This is a genomic window from Williamsia sp., from assembly GCF_016462415.1.
In the GTDB taxonomy this organism is placed as follows: domain Bacteria; phylum Actinomycetota; class Actinomycetes; order Mycobacteriales; family Mycobacteriaceae; genus Williamsia_A.
In genome coordinates this window covers 13267-29327 of record NZ_JAEMTF010000007.1, presented here as the reverse complement: position 1 = coordinate 29327, position 16061 = coordinate 13267, and the positions used below count along the sequence as shown (strand labels likewise).

Below are 16061 nucleotides of genomic sequence, written 5' to 3'. Positions count from 1 at the left end.
GCGACGAACGCGGGTGGCCTGTGCTGCGTGAAGTACGGCGTCACCACCGATTACGTCCTCGGGATGCAGGTGGTCCTGGCCGACGGCCGGGCGATACGGCTGGGCGGCCCACGCCTCAAAGACTCGGCGGGCCTGTCGTTGACGAAGCTGTTCGTGGGCAGCGAGGGAACGCTGGGCATCATCACCGAGCTGACCCTGCGACTGCTCCCGCCCCAACCCCCGGCGTCGACGGTGGTCGCGAGCTTCGCCTCGGTACATCATGCGACGGAGGCGGTCCTCGCGATCACCGATCAGATCCGTCCGGCGATGCTCGAGTTCATGGACGCCGTCGCGATCAACGCCGTCGAGGATCACCTGAAGATGGGCCTCGACCGGACCGCGGGCGCGATGCTGGTCGCGCAGAGCGACGCCCCCGGCGCGGCCGCCGCGGACGAGATCGCCATCATCACCGCCGCTTTCGAGGCCAACGAGGCCTCGGAGGTGTTCTCCACCGACGACGTCGCCGAAGGTGAGGCGTTCACCGTCGCACGCCGCATGGCGATCCCCGCGGTGGAGAAGCTGGGCTCGTTGCTGCTCGAGGACGTCGGCGTTCCGCTGCCCAGCCTGCCTGCGCTGGTCGACGGGATCGCCGACATCGCCGCCCGGCGCGACGTGATGATCTCGGTCATCGCGCACGCGGGCGACGGCAACACCCATCCGCTGATCGTGTTCGACCCGGCCGACACCGAGCAGGCAGCACGCGCCGACGTGGCGTTCGGCGAGGTCATGGATCTGGCCATCGGACTCGGCGGCACCATCACCGGCGAACACGGTGTCGGTCGGCTGAAGAAGGCGTGGCTGCCCGATCAGGTGGGTGAGGACGTGATGGACGTGTCGCGTCGGATCAAGAACGCCCTCGACCCCGACCACCTGCTCAACCCCGGCACCATGTTCTGACGCGGGGCCCGCAGACTCTCAGTAGCCGAAGTACTTCTCCAGCAGGCGAAGCCAGATCTCGCTGCCCGTCGGGTAGGACGGGACGGCATGCCAGAGATCGTCGACCGTCACCTTGCCCACGATGGCGATGGTGGCGGCGTGGATCAGCTCACCGGTCTCCGGTCCGACGAACGTCGCCCCGAGCAGGGTCCGGTCGTCGTCGTTGACGACCAGCTGCGCCGTACCGGTCGCGTCGTCGCGGAGCAGTCCGATCCCCGATGCCGCGGTGATCGGCTGGGTGACCACGGTGGTCCGCAGTCCTTTCTCGTCGGCCTCCCGTGCGGTGAGTCCGGTGCTGCCGACCTGCGGATCGGTGAACACGGCCTGCGGAACCGGGACGTCGTCACGCTCCGGCGGCGGGGTCCGACCATCGGCCGCGGCGCTGATCCGCTGCCCGACGAGCCGGGCCTGGTACTTGCCCCAGTGGGTGAGCATCGGCCCGAACGAGACGTCACCGACCGCGTAAAGCCAGTCGTGCCCGCCGGGGTTCGACGACGACAACTGCGACGGGTCGTCGATGCCGACGGTGTCCAGACCAAGTCCGTCGACGGCCGGTTTACGACCCGCCGCGACGAGGATCTCCGCCGCGGTCAGCGCCTCGCCGTCGACGGTGACGGTGACCGGGCCGCCGTGTGCGACACCGATCCCGGCGTCCTCGGCGTTCTCGCGCGTCGGTGCGGTGATCGACACGCCGGTCCGCACGTCGACACCTGCCTTCGTCAGGCCCTCGATGACGGCCTCGCCCACGAAGTCGTCCAGGTTTCCGAGGACCGTGCCGCGCACGAGCATGGTGACCTTCGACCCGAGGGCGGCCAGCCAGGTCGCCGACTCACAGGCGACCACACCACCACCGACCACGATGATCGACTCCGGGACCTCACGGATCCCGGTCGCGTCCCGCGAGGTCCACGGCGCGAGATCGGCGTACGGGCCCGGGACGGTAGCGGTGCTGCCCGTGCCGAGGACGACGGCCAGACGCGCGGTCACGGTGCGCTCGGTCCCGTTGTCGGTGACCACCACCGTCTTGTCCCCGGCGAGCCGACCTCGACCGCTGATGACGTCGATGTCGATGCCCTGGGCCCACTTGCGTTGTCCCGCATCGGAGTAGTTCGACGTCCAGGTGTCGCGTCGGGCGAGCAGCTTCGCGGTGTCGATCCCGTCCGCGACATCCACACCGTCGAGATTGCGCGCAGTGGCCGCGATCTCGATCGGCCGGAGCAGCGCCTTGCTGGGCATGCAGGCCCAGTAGGAGCACTCGCCGCCGAGGAGTTCGGCCTCGATGATGGCGGCGGTGCGATCGGATCCGGCGATGGCGAACTGGGCCGCCACCTCGCCGGCGGGTCCGCCGCCGATGACGATGACGTCGTATGTGTCTGTGGTCATCAGTCCACAGTGCTACCGATGACGCTCCGTGTCACGCCGGGTTGCGACTCGGGTCGCTGGTCACCCCGTACGGCCGACATCCGCGCCAGCGTGATCACCGCGCGGACCATCACGATCAGGGCGATGGCCATGACCGCCGTCTGCCACCAGCCGACCGCCACCGACTCCCCCAGCAACGTGACGCCCAACGCCATCGACACCGCCGGCTCCATCACCGTCATCGCGGGGAACGACGTCTGCAGGTCGCCGGCCACGAACCCGCGTTGCTGCGCGACGACACCTCCCACCGCGACCACGACGAACAGGTAGACCTCCGGCCTGGTCGTCATGTTGATGGGATCGTGGATGGCCTGGTAGATCACCGCCTTGACCAGCAACGCGCTGATGCCGAACAGCGTTCCGGCGACCAGCCCGTAGAGCAGCGCCTGATAGTGCGGACTGGACCTCTCGGCCGCGACGATCAGGATGGCGACCAGCGCGATGAGCGCCACGATGGTGCCGGCGATGAGCTTGTGGTCGGCCGTGCGATCGACCTCGTGCGGGTCGGCGACGATCAGGAACAGCGCGACGCACGCGACGAGCACGCCACCCCACGCCCATTCGACCCGACTCGGGTGCCGGTGGTCGAGCCACGCCTCGAGCGGGAGCGCGAACAGCACGGCGAGCACCACGAGCGGCTGCACCAGCAGGATCGATCCGAGGCCCAGCGCGGCCGCCTGGAGCCCGAATCCGCACAGCGCCACCGCCGCACCGACGCACCATCCGATGGTGATCCCACCGCCGGCGCACGATTCGCGCTGGCGGAGAACGGTTCCTCCGGCGATGAACGCGGCAGCGAACATCGCGAGCAACGCCGGGAGCCAGGTGTGCACGGTGTCCAGGCTAGTGCGCGTGGTCGCGCTTGGCGTGGGCAGTGGAGGTCGTGGCGCCGACGAGCTCGGGCGGTTTGTCGAACTCCGTCTCACGGGCGGCGGCATGCTGTGCGAGGACGAGCACGGCGTAGAACATCTGGACCAGCACCGCCGCGACCACGATGCCCTCGAACCAGTCGACCTGTGCCCGCTCGCCGAGCAGGAGGACACCGAGGGCCATCGCGACCGCCGGTTCCATCACCGTCATCGCGGGGAACGAGGTCTGCAGATCGTGGGCGGCGAAGGCGAGTTGCTGCGCGTAGACCGACGCGGCGGCGACGCACAGGATCAGGTACAGCTCCGGGTGCAGCAGGGGCTCGTAGATCTTGTCGCCGAGCTGGGTGACGACCCCTTTGAGGAGGAACGACTGCACACCGGTGAGCAGCCCGGACGCCGACCCGAACAGCAGGGCGCGGTAGTGCGATGACACCCGTCGGGCGAACACGACCAGTCCGCCGAGTACGACGACGACCACCACGATCGTCCCGGCCAGCACCGCGGGCTCGACCTGGTGCTTGCCCGGCTGCGGCATGGTGATCAGCACGAACGCGGCGATGCACAGGGTGAGGACGATGCCCCACTTCCACTCCTGGAAGTTGAGGCGCCGATGGTCGAGATAGGCCTCCAGTGGGAGGGCGAACAGCACCGACAACACGATCAACGGCTGCACCAACAGCAGGGTCCCCATGCCGAGGGCCACGGCCTGCAGCGCGAATCCGATCGCGGCCAGGGCGACGCCGTACCACCAGCGTCGGGTGATGCCACCGGTCGCCGTCGACGAGCGCTGACGCACCAGCGTCCCGACCGCTACGAAGAGCGCCGAGACGAGTGCGAGGCTCGCGGGCAGGAACAGGTGCACCGAGCCGACAGTACTTGCCCTACCGCCGTCCGGCGCTGCTCACGGGCATGCGTGTGAAAAGTCTTAGCAAACCCTTTGCATTGCCGACCACACCGCTCAGCCGACGATGGGCAGAACCGGTAGACACGGCACCGGCCGGGGATGCGCCGGATCCAGCGCGTTGAGGACGAACGCCGCGGTTCGGCGCGACGCCGCGATGGCCAGGTGGTCGGAGTGATCCTGCGAACACCCGCGCTGGACAACGATGTTCGTCACGCGGTCGCCGGGCCGGCCGGGCACCTGACCCGAGGTGTACGGCAGTACGAACTCGTCGCCGGTGGTCGAGATGTTGGTGTAGGTGATCCCGGGCACGTAGGGACTGCCGCCCGCGTTCACCGCCGCCAGGAGATCGGAGCCGGTCTGCATCTGACCGCACGCCGCGCAGACCGGCAGGCCGGTCTCGGTGATGCCCAGGCGTCGCAGGGTCGGGGTGAACGAGGCGACCGCGCTGCCCCCGGAGCCGTTCCACAGCGGCGCGATGGAGACGTATTTGTCGATCGACCTCGCGCCGTCGAGTCGCCGGGCGTAGTAGTCGGGCATCAACGTGCCCTGGGAGTGGCCGACGATATCGACCTTCGTCGCACCCGTCGCGCGGAGCACCCGGGCGACGAACGTCTTCAGCTGAGCGGCACTGGCCTCGATGCGACCCATGCCCCCGATCTGGTTGAACGGCGCCGGCGCACCCGGCAACGCTCCGTAGGTGAGCGCGAACACGCAGTACCCGTTGTTCTTGAGCAGCGGCACGTAGGTGCCCCAGTTGGTCTGTGCGGACCCGCCGGTCCCGTGCGTCAACACCACCGGGTTCGGGTGGTCGGCACTCGGGCGGCACCGGAAGTCGTTCGAGCCGGCCAGGGACCCGTAGGGGTGCGCGAGGGCCGGCCCGACACCGGAGAAGAAGCTGTACGAGACCGGCAGCGGCGCGGCGTCGGCCGCCGGGGCGAGCGCGATCGTGGCCACCCCGGCCGCGGCGAGCGCAACGGCTCTGAGCAGGTACGTACGCAACGACGCTCGGTGTGACATGGCCGCAACCTAGCACTTGCTTGGTTGCCGGGTCTGCAGATTGCCGACACCCCGGGTGTGGGTCCCGCGCGGTGTCGGTGACCACGCCTACCGTGAGGGACATGTCCAGTCGATCGTCTGCGCTCACGCGCGAGTTGGAGCAGCTCCTGACGCTGACCCGAGCCGACATCGATCGTGCCTGCACCGATGAGCAGGCACGTGCACTGCTGATCGAGTTCTGCGTCGACGAGGAGATCGAGCTGCTCGAGGAGGCCGAGAGCGCGCACGCCCGGGGCGACTCCGAGCACGCACTGCACTGTGCGCAGGAGGCGTCGGCGTGGCGGCACACCGCGCGGATCCTGCGCGCCGCCGATCGTGACGCCGCCTCGGGCCGGGTGCCGACGGAGCGGACCGCTCGGCTGGCATGATCTGCCCCATGGCGGGCACTTTGATCTTGATGCGGCACGGCAAGTCCGGCTACCCCGACGGCGTGGCCGACCACGAGCGACCTCTCGCAGAGCGCGGCATCCGCGAGGCCGAGTTGGCCGGAGAATGGATGGCCCGCGACGGACTCGAGGTCGACGCGGTGATCTGTTCGACCGCCACCCGCACCCGGGAGACCCTGCAGCGCACCGGTATCGACGCCGACTCGGTGACCTACGTCGACGCGGTGTACGGCGGCACCCCCGACGACGTGTTCGAGGCGATCCGCGAGCACGTCGGCGAGGACGTACAGACGGTGCTGGTGGTCGGCCATGAACCGGGGATGCCCGCGACCGCGCTCACCCTCGACCCCGATGCCGACATCGACCAGTTCCCCACCTCCGCCTACGCGGTGCTGACCGTGGAGGCGGACTGGGATCAGATCGGTGTCTCGGCCGAGGACACGGCCACCCTCGAGGGGTTGTTCATCCCGCGCTGAGTCAGCTCCGGGCGGCGAGGATCGCGGCCGCGAGGTCCGTACCCGACCGCCAGGCGCTCTCGACACGCGGAGACCCCTGCGGACACCACTGGTCACCGGCGAACCCGACGAGCCGACCGTCCACGGTCGCCAGACGGGAACTCTCGTCGTGCTGACCCGACGGTTTGGCGAAGGTCCATCGGTGCGCGTGGGTCCAGACCGGTGCGTCGACGCCGAGTACCCCGGTGACCGCCTCGACCACGAGCGGCACGACCGAGTCGGGATCGTCGAGGTGACGCGCGGCGCGGTCACCCGTCGTGTGGACGACGAGGACCGGAGCGTGATCCCCGCGCCGTGCGCCGTCGTCGGCGACGAACGAGATGTCGGGGTGGTCGTTGACGAACGCCGCGTCGACGAACGGGAGATCAGCCCACGAGGCCGTCTGCGCATCGAATTCGCACACCACCGCGATCACCGGCTCGTAGTCGACGGGATCGGGGACCGAGATGACGCGGGCGGCCTGCGGATCGGGCATCGCGATCACCACGTCACCATCGGGGAGGTCGTCCACGTCGACGGTCGTGACGTCAATGTCGCCGAGCACCTCGCGCACGAGTGACCGCAACCCACCGGGCGTCGCCCACCGCATCGGACCGGTCGAGGTCCGGCGCTCGCCGTCGGCGCCGAGCACCCCGAACGTGTCGGTCCACTCGCGCGCCAGACCGGCCGCCTGCCACCGCTGCACGACGGCGTCGAACCCCTCGTCACGAACGGTGAAATAGCCGGCTCCGACATCGACACGTCGGCCGCGGAGTTCCGGCGACGCCATCCGACCGCCGGGGGCCCGACCGCGGTCGAGAACCCGGACCGCCACCCCCGCGTCGGTCAACGCCGCCGCGCACGCCGCCCCCGCCATACCTGCTCCGACGATGGTCACGGACTGATCGGTGCTCACCCGTCCGACCCTACGGACTCGACCACACCACCAGTTCCGGCCAGGGGTTCTCGCCGTCGCAGAGCCAGCGCAACGACATCGACCAGAAGTCGTCGCGGTGGCGACTGTGGAACAGACCGAAGTGGCCGATCACGTCGTGCCCCAGCGCCGCCGGCGGGATCATCACCTGGGTGCGCGGGGCATCGGGCAGATAGTCGAGGGGACGCCGCAGGGCCGAGACGGTGCCGTAGTCGTCGTCGGTGGTGGCCACCGCGAGGACCGACGCGTCGATGGCGGCGGCGGTGGCCCGCACCCCGGCTCGTTCCCGACGCGGGTAGTTGTCCTCCATCCGACGGCGACGCCGGGCGCACTCGAACGCGACCCCACGGGGTACGTCCTCCATCCAGCCCAGTCGTTTGGCCGGGAGGTATCCGTACAGCGCCGCGAGCGTCGGGGTCGCCACCTTCCACCGCCAGAAGAAGCTGCGTCGGACCGATGGCGCCCAGTCGCGCCAGTAGTTGTACTGGCCTCCGACCGTGAGCATCCGCGTGATCTCGATCGAGCGAGCCGCCCAGAGGGGGACGACACCGCCGACGCTGTGGCCGATTACCGCGATCTCGGCGTCCGGCCACTGCGAGCGCACGTGTCCGACGACGGCGTCGAAGTCGAGCCGCCCCCAGTCCTGCCACCGACATCGCATGCCGCGCAATCGTTCCGGGCGCGACCGCCCGATGCCGCGGTAGTCGAACGTGATGACGTGGAAACCGGCCTCGGCGAGGTAGGCGGCGTAGCGGTGGTAGTAGGTCGCCACCACGCCGGTCGCGGTGGTCACGATCACCACCCGCAGCGGGCCCTCGTCGGGGCGCTCGGGCGCCCACCGGTGCCCGCCGAGGGCGAACCCGTCGGCGCAGTCGATCCGGATGGGCGTCCCGGCCATCTCAGGCACGGACCGCGAGTTCGGGTAGGCCGTCGATGATCACCGCGAAGTTGTACCCCGACATCCGCAACGTCTCGTCCGGGCCGGAGCCGAACGTGCGCGGGTAGTCGGCGTGCCGGGGAGCACCCTCACGATGGCGGCCGTCCGGGCTCGTGCCGGCCGCGGCGGACAGCGCGACGAAATCGTCGTCGTAGGGGTCGCCACCGAAATAGCCGAGCTCGGCGATGCGATCCTGTGCGCCCTTCATCACGTAGACGTGACCGTCGGCGAGACCGTAGTCGGAGGCCCGCCGGAAACGCTGCGGCGACCACGTCGGCGACAACCCGGGCGAGCCGTAGAAGATCACGTCGTCGACCAGCTCACCGCCGTTGCGTCCCAACGCCAGTGACGTGACCAGCGATCCGTAGGAGTGGCCGAGCGCGGTGATGTGCGGGTCGGCGACCGTGGCCGCGGCGCGGATCCCCCGGTAGAACTCGGTCAGCCGGGGCGCGGATCGGACCGCGACGCGCGACGTGCCGAGCTCTCCGATGCCGACGAGTCGGGCCAGCCGGTTGGGTCCGGTGAGGTTGGGTGGTACGTACCCCAGCCACGCGATGTTGGCAACCACCTGCCGATCCCGACCGCCACCGACGCGGCGCAGCTCCGCGACGCAGACCTTCGTCAGCTCCTCGGCCTGCCTGCGCATCCCGTCCAGCGAGCCGCCCACCGTGGTGCCCAGTCCCGGCGTGGTCACCGAGATGTGCGTCGCCACATCCGGATCGCCGACGGCGATCGCGGCCAGGCCCCGCCTGGCGCGACGGACGTCGAGCAGCAGGAGGTGGACGTGTTCGTGGGTGATCTGCTTCTCGATCACCTCGAGATCGCGCAGCTTCTGATCGACGTACCACCCGTTCTCGTCGGCCGAGGAGAACAGCTTCCGGATCTTCTGATGCCACCACGCCGGCAGTCGCGAGGACTCGAGCCTGCGGGTGAGCCGGTCCCGTTGCGCCTGCAGCTCGGCACGCTCGGTCGGGATGCGATTGCGGTTCGCGGCGTCACGCGCCACCGCCGCGATGCCGTCGACTCCGCCGATCCACTCCGGGTGTTCGGCGACGATGCGCTCACGGGCGGCGTCGTCGAGGTCGCGCCAGTACCGCGCCACACCCTCGACACCGCCGGTGACCGGCGGCGGCACGAGGTCGCTGCCCGCCGCCGAGACCCGGGTGGCCGCACGACGGAGCGCCGCCTGCACGCTCGCGACATTCACGCGCCCCAGGCTATCGATCGGATGTGAGCTACAGGGCGGTCAGCACCCGCGCGTCGCCGTCGGTGACGGCGATGGTGTGTTCGCTGTGTGCGCCGCGCGAGCCGTCGGCCGACCGGACCGTCCACCCGTCGTCGTCGAAGACGACGCGATCGGTGGTCGCCACGACCCAGGGCTCCAACGCCAGGGTCATCCCCGGTTTCAACGGGATGCCACGACGACGTCGGCCGTCGTTGGGGACCGAGGGCGACTCGTGCATCGTGCGGCCGATCCCGTGCCCACCGAACTCGTCGTTGACTCGATACCCACGCGCACGGAGCTCGGCTCCCATCGCCGCCGACACGTCGCCGAGGCGGTTGCCCGGACGGGCGGTCGCGATACCCGCCTCGAGGGCGACCCGCGTCGCCTCGATCATCGCGAGGTCCTCGGCGCGGGCGGTTCCGACCACGACGCTGCGGGCCGAGTCGGCGACCCACCCGTCCACGGACACGGCGAGGTCGACACTGAGCAGGTCGCCGTCGCGCAGCTCGTAGGCATGCGGCAGTCCGTGCAGTACGGCGTCGTTCACCGACAGACAGACGGTGTTGCGGAACGGTCCGCGCCCGAAATCCGGGGAGTAGTCCCAGTAGCAGGACTCCGCTCCACGGTCGGCGATCATCCCGCGCACGATCAGCTCGAGATCACGGAGGTCGACACCGACCTCGGCGGCGGCGATGACCGCGTCGATGGCCTGCGCGACGAACGTCCCGGCCACCGCCATGGCGTCGACCTCCGACGGTGATTTCAGTTCGATCATGTCCGTGTCCACTCCGCTCGCGATCCGGGCCCTGCCGGTCAGGTATTTTTATACCGGTATAGAAATACCAGAGGCGGTCCGATTCGGCTAATCTGGGCCCATGGTTCGCACACCCCTCACACCCGAGCAGATCGCCGCCGGTCGACGGCTCGGCGCGCACCTGCGCGCGGCCCGCGGTGACCGACCCCTCGACGAGATCGCCCGTGCGGCATCGATGTCCGCGGAGACGTTGCGCAAGATCGAATCCGGGCGGTTGTTCACGCCGGCGTTCGGTTCGGTGGTCGCGCTGAGCGTGGCGCTGGGGATCGACGTGCAGGACCTCGCCGACGCATGGTTGTCGGCCGCCGGGTCGGCCATCGCGCCTGCCTCGTGACGACGGCACTGTTCCTCGCGCACGAGGACGACCGTTCGCGCGGGCGCGCGGAGGCGGGCAGTCTGGCCGTCGCCGCCCGGGCCCGCGGTTTCGAGGTCGTCGTCGCGCACCCCTCCGACGACCTCCCGCGACCCGAGACCGTCGAGTTCGTGACCGTGCTGGGGTCGGCGCACGCCGCCGACGACGACACGCTGCCCTGGCTGGCGCCGGAACGGGCCTACGTGGCCGAGACGCTCGCGGCCGGGACCCCGATCCTCGGGGTGTGCTTCGGCGGACAGGTGCTCAGCCGCGTGCTGGGCGGGGTCGTCGACCGATCACCGCACCCGGAGATCGGATTCGTCTCGGTCGACTCGAGCTGCGACTTCATCGACTCGGGACCGTGGATGCAGTGGCACTTCGACCACTTCACCGTCCCGCCCGGCGCGACGTTGGTCGCACACAACGCCGCCAACGCGCAGGCGTTCGTCTCGGGTCGGAGCCTGGGCCTGCAGTTCCACCCCGAGATCACCGCGGGATCGTTCGCGGCATGGCGGCAGGGATGGACCCCGGAGTCCGAGGTGGAGGTCGCACGGGATTTCGACGTCGACGTCGATGCGCTGGCCCGTCGGATCGCCACCGACGCCATCGATCTGGAACGACGCTGCGCCCGACTGCTGGACGGTTTTCTCGCGCTCTGATGCGCCTGATCAGTTGATCGTCACGCGATGGGCGTCGATGTACTTGTAGGCGTTCCAGTTCAACCCCCGCATGGCCGCGGTGGCCACGTTGGTCGACGTCGTGATGGCGAGATCGATGACGAACTGCTCATCGAGCAGGATCTCGGTGTAACGGCGGTACAGGTCGATCGCCGCCGGCCCTCGGGGGTCGGTCAGGGTGTCGAAACCCGCCACCACCGAGGCATACTCCGGCGAGGTGAACCCCGACAGGTTCTTCGCCGGCTTGAACGGCGCCGCCCCGGTCGCCAAGGTCGCCGGACTCGACTGACCGAACCCGTGCGGGTTGATCCACAGCTGGTGCGCACCGCTGGACAGGAACGGCGAGAACGACGCCTGCTCCCGTGGGTCGAGCTGCACCCGGAATCCGATCTGCGCGAGGTTGTTCTGGATGATGCCTGCGATGAGCGGGGCGATCGCCAACCCGGTCCCGTAGCTGAGCAGCACCGGCCGGCCGGGCGGGCCACCAGCCGCGGCCAGCAGCCGCCGGGCGGTGTCGAGATCGCGCGAGTACCGCCGCGACGCCTGCTCGCTGTACGCCGGCGAACTCGTCGACCACGGGGTGCTCGATGCGGATCCGCGGCCCTCGAGCACCTCGTCGACGATGCGGTCGCGATCGACCGCGTACGAGATCGCTTGTCGCAAGGTCTTGTTCGACAGAGCGGGATCCGCCACGTTGACGCCCACGTAGTAGGCGACGTCGTACACGTCCTCGGACTGCACGGAGAACCGTTCACGATCGGAGAACCTCCGCAGCTGCCCGGGAGCGGCGTCGAGAACGAGGTCGGTCTGGCCGACCCGGACCGAGGTCAGCAGGGCCGACGAATCCCGGACCACCCGGAACGTGATGCCGTCGAGGAGCGGGGGCCCGTTCCAGTAACGGTCGTTGCCGACGAGTTCCAGGCGCACCCCGACCTCGCGGGCGGAGAACCGGAACGGACCGGTGCCGACGAACTCCGTTCCTGCCGTCAGCCCCTCCTCGGACTCGCGGTCGACCAGCAGCATGAACTCGAACAGATCGAAGAGATTGACCAGGGGATACGCGAGCCCCAGGACGACCCGGAACGGCATCGACGTGTCAACCGAGGTGATCGTCGCGGCCGCGGCCTGCAACTGTGACGCCGACGAGTTCGCGGCATAACGCTCGATGACGTAGGCGACGTCTGCGGAGGTGAGTCGGCGACCGGAGTGGAAGTACACGTCGTCGCGCAGGTCCACCCGAACGGTGCGTCCGTCCGCCGACACCTCCCAGCCGGTGGCCACCGACGGTCGCGGGGTGAGCGTGGCCCGGTCGTAGCGGATCAGCGTGTCGAAGACCAGCAGTCCGATCGCGATGGTCGAGATCGATTGCGAATAGAGTGCTTTGGGGTCGATATCGCTGAGCGAACCCAGGACCAACGTCCCGCCCGGCGCCCCGGTCGCGGTGCGCCGTTCGGAGCTCCGCGCGGTGCAGGCGCCGAGAACCGAGAGTGTCGCGAGGCCGGCCGCGCCGCCGAGCAGGCGACGTCGGGACAGGTCCGGGATGTCCATCAGCCCTGTCCCCCTGTCCGGGCGGATCGTCGACGTCGCTGCTCCACCGGGTCGGCCACGAGCACCGAGTCGAGCAGCTCACGGGTGTACGGATCGGACGGGTTGCCGAGCACATCCATCACGTCGCCGGTCTCCACGATGCGGCCGTCACGCAACACCGCGACGCGGTCGGCGACCTCGCTGACCACGGCGAGATCGTGGGTGATGAACACCAGCCCGAACCCCTGTTCGTCCTGGAGGTGGGCGATGAGTTCGAGCACGTCCGCCTGGACCGACACGTCGAGTGCGCTCGTCGGTTCGTCGGCGACCACGACATCGGGGTCGCTGGCCAGGGCGCGCGCGATGGCCACCCGCTGACGCTGTCCGCCCGACAGCGAAACGGGGCGGCGCGCGGCGATCTCGGCGGGCAACCGGACCGCGGCCAGCAGTTTGGCGACCCGCGAACGGCGCTGCGCTGCATCTGCGTTGTGCGCCAACACCATCGGCTCGGCGATGCTGCGTCCGACAGACCAGCGCGGGTTGAGCGAGGAGAACGGGTCCTGGTGGATCAGGGCGAAGGTGGGTTCATCGGTATGGCGGGCCCCCTCGGTGATTGGGGTCAGTCCGAGAATCGCCCGGCCCAGCGTCGTCTTGCCCGACCCGGACTCCCCGACCAGTGCAAGCACCTCGCCCGCGTGTACGTCGAGGGTGATCCCACACAGAGAGGGCACCGTGGCGCCGGGGTAGGTCACCCCGGCGTCGCTGAGCGTGACCAGGGCGTTGTCCCCGGAGCCCGATTCCGCCGGCTGTGGTGCAGACCCTGCGTCGCCCAGCCGGGGCACCGACGCCAGCAGCTTGCGCGTGTACTCGTGCCGTGGTGCGGCGAACACCTGCGCGATGTCACCGGACTCGACCACCGAACCGTCGCGCAGGACCACGATCCGCTGGGCGATGTCCGCGGCGACGCCCATGTCGTGGGTGATGATGAGCAGCGCCATCTCCCGCGTCCGGGACAGGTCGCGGAGCAGTTCGAGGATCGATGCCTGCACGGTGACGTCGAGCGCGGTGGTCGGTTCGTCGGCCACCAACAGGTCGGGCTCTCCGGCCAACGCGAGGGCGATGACGATCCGTTGTCGCTGACCACCGGAGAACTGATGCGGGTACCAGGTGACGCGGTCCCCTGGGTCCGGAATCCCGACGGCCGTCAGGAGTTGGGTGGCGCGGGCCCGCGCGGAGGAGGTCGTGACCCGGCCGCGCAGGCGCAAGACCTCGTGGAACTGGCGCCAGATCCTGCGCGTGGGGTTGAGGGCGGTGAGCGGGTCCTGGAAGACCAGCGACACCTTGCGTCCCCGGATACCGCCGAGGTCGGACTCGGGACGGTCGACGATCTGTTCCCCGCCGACCTCGACCGATCCGGAAACGCTCAGCCCATCGGGCAGGAGACCGATGATCGCCGCGGTCGTCAGCGACTTACCGGATCCGGACTCCCCCACGAGGGCGACCGTCTCGCCGCGCCCGACGGTCAGGCGTAGGTCGTCGACGAGGACCGCGTCCGCCGAGCGGACCGTGAGGTGCTCGACGACCAGGGCGGGACCGGGCTCAGCCACGCGACCACCTCCCGTATCCCTGGGCGATGAGCAGGAACCCGACGGAGAGCGCGGCGACGGTCACCAGCGGTCCGACCGCGTACCCGACGTTGACGTCCCAGCTGTAGATGGCCTCGGACAGGATCGACCCGAGTGACGGCTGGGGTGGACGGACGCCCGCGCCGATGAAGCTCATGCCGCTCTCGACGAAGATCGACAGCGAGAGGGCCAGGGAGAGTTGGACGATGAGTTGCGGCGTGATGTTGCCGACGATGTGTCGGCTCACGATCCACCACTCCGAGCCGCCATGCAGTCGCGAGCTCTCGACGAACGCGCTCGCGCGCACCCGGGTCGCCGCGCTGCGCGCGATCCGACCGAACACCGGCGTCTCCGCGAGCACCACCGCGACGATGACCGTGCTCAGTCCCGGCCCGCGCACGGCGGTGACGGTGATGGCGAGGACGATCGCGGGAAAAGCCAGCAACACGTCGAAGCCGCGGGCGATGACGGTGTCGGCGAACCGGTTGACGGTGGCGACCATCGCGAGGCCGACGCCGATCACCGCCCCGATGGGCACGGCGATCACCATCACGGTCAGGCTGGTCCGGATCCCGAACAACACGCGCGACAACACATCTCGGTTCAGTTCATCGGTCCCGAGCCAGTGCTGCCCGCTCGGCGCCAACAGATGGGCCCCGGCGATCTGTTCCTGCGGGTCGAACGGCGCGAGCCACGGGGCCGCGACACCGGCGACCGCGAACACCGCGACGATCACCAGGCCGACCGTCAACGCCACCGGAATCCGCGTCGTCGTCCTCACGATCGGTTCCGCAACGTCGGATCCAGTGCGAGCTGCACGAGTTCGGTGACCGTCTGAGCGATGATGAACGCCCCCACCGAGATCAGCAGCGCCGCCTGCACGACAGGGTAGTCGCGGGCGCTGATGCCCTGCCCGAGGAGCTGACCGAGCCCCGGCCACGCGAAGATCGCCTCCACCAGGATCGACGACCCGATCAGCTGGCCGACCTGGATGCCCAGGACGGCGATGGTGTCGGGGACGGCGTTGCGCAGAGCCCCGACGAGCACCGACCGTCGATGCGTCACGCCCATCGCCCGGGCGGAGAGGATGTAGGGCTTGGCCAGTTCGGTTCGCAGACCCTCGAGCAGGAAGCGCGTCAGTGCGGACGCCACCGGCAGGGCCAGGCAGAGGGCGGGTAGGAAGAGGTACTGCACCGACACCCACGGGTCGGCGCCGAACCCGTCTCGGGGAGTACCACCTGCCGGCAACCAGGGCAGCAGCACCGCGAAGATCTGGACCAGCACCACGCCGGTGACGAACGTCGGGATGGCGATCGACAGCGCGCTGAAACCGTTGACGAGGGTCGTCACGACGCGGTGTGGCCACAGCACCGCCGACAGCGACGCGGCCAGCGCGATCAGGACCGCGAGCAGCGTCGCCGTGCCCGCCAGCATCGCGGTGTTCGCGGCCGCCGACGACACCAGATCGCCGACGCTGCCGCCGATCACGTAGGACCGGCCGAGGTCGCCGGTCACGGTGTGGCCGAGCCAGCTGAAGTACTCGACGAACGGCGAGCGGTCCAGGCCCAGTTCCTGTCGTATCGCCTGACGGGCCGCGGCCGAACCGTCGGCGCCGGCCAGCACTGCGGCGGGATCACCGGGGATGAGTCGCAGCACGGCGAAGATGATGATCGACGCGAGCAGCAGGGTGAGGATCGCGATCGCGATCCGGGGGATGACGCGACGCAGGAGCGGTGATCGGATCCGGCGCTTGCGCAGAACGGGGGCGGCGACGGGGCCGACGGATCCCGTGCCCGTCACGTCGATTCCCGCGCTCACCTGAGGTATTGAACCCGACCCGCCAGAACCGCACAACCGTTCGACG

At 69.7% G+C, this 16061-nt stretch carries 17 protein-coding genes; 5 read left to right on the top strand and 12 right to left on the bottom strand.

The window, feature by feature from the left end; all coding sequences use genetic code 11:
* Positions 1–936 (top strand): FAD-linked oxidase C-terminal domain-containing protein (locus tag JHC79_RS02980; RefSeq protein WP_296388381.1); only part of this gene is annotated, 936 nt, incomplete at its 5' end.
* 18 nt (positions 937–954) lie between these two features.
* Here the strand turns inward: JHC79_RS02980 and JHC79_RS02975 are convergent.
* The 4 genes from JHC79_RS02975 to JHC79_RS02960 all read right to left on the bottom strand — a co-directional run bounded on the left by JHC79_RS02975 (position 955) and on the right by JHC79_RS02960 (position 5187).
* Entirely contained in the window at positions 955–2358 is a 1404-nt protein-coding gene (locus JHC79_RS02975) for an NAD(P)/FAD-dependent oxidoreductase (protein ID WP_296388380.1), read from the bottom strand.
* Positions 2358–3230 carry a DMT family transporter gene (locus JHC79_RS02970; RefSeq protein ID WP_296388379.1) on the bottom strand — a complete coding sequence of 291 codons (873 nt, stop codon included), beginning with the start codon at positions 3228–3230 and terminating at the stop codon, positions 2358–2360. The genes JHC79_RS02975 and JHC79_RS02970 overlap by 1 nt, the downstream gene beginning before the upstream one ends.
* Before the next feature lie 10 nt (positions 3231–3240).
* A complete protein-coding gene (locus tag JHC79_RS02965) occupies positions 3241–4128 on the bottom strand; it encodes a DMT family transporter (RefSeq protein WP_296388378.1) in 888 nt (295 codons plus the stop codon).
* 96 nt (positions 4129–4224) lie between these two features.
* A complete protein-coding gene (locus JHC79_RS02960) occupies positions 4225–5187 on the bottom strand; it encodes an alpha/beta fold hydrolase (protein ID WP_296388377.1) in 963 nt (320 codons plus the stop codon).
* A 101-nt stretch (positions 5188–5288) separates the two neighbouring features.
* On the opposite strand from JHC79_RS02960, the gene JHC79_RS02955 reads away from it, so the two are divergent.
* Together JHC79_RS02955 and JHC79_RS02950 are read left to right on the top strand one after the other, a co-directional pair.
* Positions 5289–5594, top strand: a complete 306-nt coding sequence (locus JHC79_RS02955; protein WP_296388376.1) for a hypothetical protein — start codon at positions 5289–5291, stop codon at positions 5592–5594.
* Positions 5595–5602: 8 nt separating this feature from the next.
* Positions 5603–6088 carry a histidine phosphatase family protein gene (locus tag JHC79_RS02950; RefSeq protein WP_296388375.1) on the top strand — a complete coding sequence of 162 codons (486 nt, stop codon included), beginning with the start codon at positions 5603–5605 and terminating at the stop codon, positions 6086–6088.
* 1 nt (position 6089) lies between these two features.
* On the opposite strand, the gene JHC79_RS02945 is transcribed toward JHC79_RS02950, so the two are convergent.
* From JHC79_RS02945 to map, 4 genes are read right to left on the bottom strand one after another with little or no spacing between them, the layout of a single operon-like run.
* Positions 6090–7022, bottom strand: a complete 933-nt coding sequence (locus JHC79_RS02945; RefSeq protein ID WP_296388374.1) for an NAD(P)-binding protein — start codon at positions 7020–7022, stop codon at positions 6090–6092.
* A 10-nt stretch (positions 7023–7032) separates the two neighbouring features.
* Complete coding sequence (locus tag JHC79_RS02940) at positions 7033–7938, bottom strand: alpha/beta fold hydrolase (protein ID WP_296388373.1); 906 nt, start codon at positions 7936–7938, stop codon at positions 7033–7035.
* Between the two features lies 1 nt (position 7939).
* Positions 7940–9184: an alpha/beta hydrolase gene (locus JHC79_RS02935; RefSeq protein ID WP_296388372.1), complete on the bottom strand. Its 1245-nt coding sequence runs from the start codon at positions 9182–9184 to the stop codon at positions 7940–7942.
* 28 nt (positions 9185–9212) lie between these two features.
* Entirely contained in the window at positions 9213–9977 is a 765-nt protein-coding gene (map, locus tag JHC79_RS02930) for a type I methionyl aminopeptidase (protein ID WP_296388371.1), read from the bottom strand.
* A gap of 100 nt (positions 9978–10077) precedes the next feature.
* Between map and JHC79_RS02925 the strand changes: the two genes are divergently transcribed.
* On the top strand, positions 10078–10350 hold the full coding sequence (locus JHC79_RS02925; protein WP_296388370.1) for a helix-turn-helix domain-containing protein: 273 nt from the start codon (positions 10078–10080) through the stop codon (positions 10348–10350).
* Positions 10347–11027 (top strand): type 1 glutamine amidotransferase, encoded by a 681-nt coding sequence (locus tag JHC79_RS02920; RefSeq protein ID WP_296388369.1) that lies wholly within the window; start codon positions 10347–10349, stop codon positions 11025–11027. Before JHC79_RS02925 ends, JHC79_RS02920 begins: the two co-directional genes overlap by 4 nt.
* A gap of 9 nt (positions 11028–11036) precedes the next feature.
* Here the strand turns inward: JHC79_RS02920 and JHC79_RS02915 are convergent, their stop codons facing one another.
* From JHC79_RS02915 to JHC79_RS02900, 4 genes are read right to left on the bottom strand one after another with little or no spacing between them, the layout of a single operon-like run.
* Positions 11037–12593 carry an ABC transporter substrate-binding protein gene (locus tag JHC79_RS02915; RefSeq protein ID WP_296388368.1) on the bottom strand — a complete coding sequence of 519 codons (1557 nt, stop codon included), beginning with the start codon at positions 12591–12593 and terminating at the stop codon, positions 11037–11039.
* Positions 12593–14179, bottom strand: a complete 1587-nt coding sequence (locus JHC79_RS02910; RefSeq protein WP_296388367.1) for an ABC transporter ATP-binding protein — start codon at positions 14177–14179, stop codon at positions 12593–12595. Before JHC79_RS02910 ends, JHC79_RS02915 begins: the two co-directional genes overlap by 1 nt.
* Positions 14172–14978 carry an ABC transporter permease gene (locus tag JHC79_RS02905; RefSeq protein ID WP_296388366.1) on the bottom strand — a complete coding sequence of 269 codons (807 nt, stop codon included), beginning with the start codon at positions 14976–14978 and terminating at the stop codon, positions 14172–14174. The genes JHC79_RS02910 and JHC79_RS02905 overlap by 8 nt, the downstream gene beginning before the upstream one ends.
* The gene (locus tag JHC79_RS02900; RefSeq protein WP_366782176.1) at positions 14975–16015 is read right to left on the bottom strand and encodes an ABC transporter permease; all 1041 of its coding nucleotides are present in this window, start codon (positions 16013–16015) and stop codon (positions 14975–14977) included. Before JHC79_RS02900 ends, JHC79_RS02905 begins: the two co-directional genes overlap by 4 nt.
* Positions 16016–16061 lie beyond the last annotated feature (46 nt).

What these genes read in the sequence shown, in the direction of transcription:
- JHC79_RS02975 (WP_296388380.1), bottom strand. Translation starts at nt 2,358, where the DNA reads ATGACCACAGACACATACGACGTCATCGTCATCGGCGGCGGACCCGCC.
- JHC79_RS02960 (WP_296388377.1), bottom strand. Translation starts at nt 5,187, where the DNA reads ATGTCACACCGAGCGTCGTTGCGTACGTACCTGCTCAGAGCCGTTGCG.
- JHC79_RS02955 (WP_296388376.1), top strand. Translation starts at nt 5,289, where the DNA reads ATGTCCAGTCGATCGTCTGCGCTCACGCGCGAGTTGGAGCAGCTCCTG.
- JHC79_RS02950 (WP_296388375.1), top strand. Translation starts at nt 5,603, where the DNA reads ATGGCGGGCACTTTGATCTTGATGCGGCACGGCAAGTCCGGCTACCCC.
- JHC79_RS02940 (WP_296388373.1), bottom strand. Translation starts at nt 7,938, where the DNA reads ATGGCCGGGACGCCCATCCGGATCGACTGCGCCGACGGGTTCGCCCTC.
- map (WP_296388371.1), bottom strand. Translation starts at nt 9,977, where the DNA reads ATGATCGAACTGAAATCACCGTCGGAGGTCGACGCCATGGCGGTGGCC.
- JHC79_RS02925 (WP_296388370.1), top strand. Translation starts at nt 10,078, where the DNA reads ATGGTTCGCACACCCCTCACACCCGAGCAGATCGCCGCCGGTCGACGG.
- JHC79_RS02915 (WP_296388368.1), bottom strand. Translation starts at nt 12,593, where the DNA reads ATGGACATCCCGGACCTGTCCCGACGTCGCCTGCTCGGCGGCGCGGCC.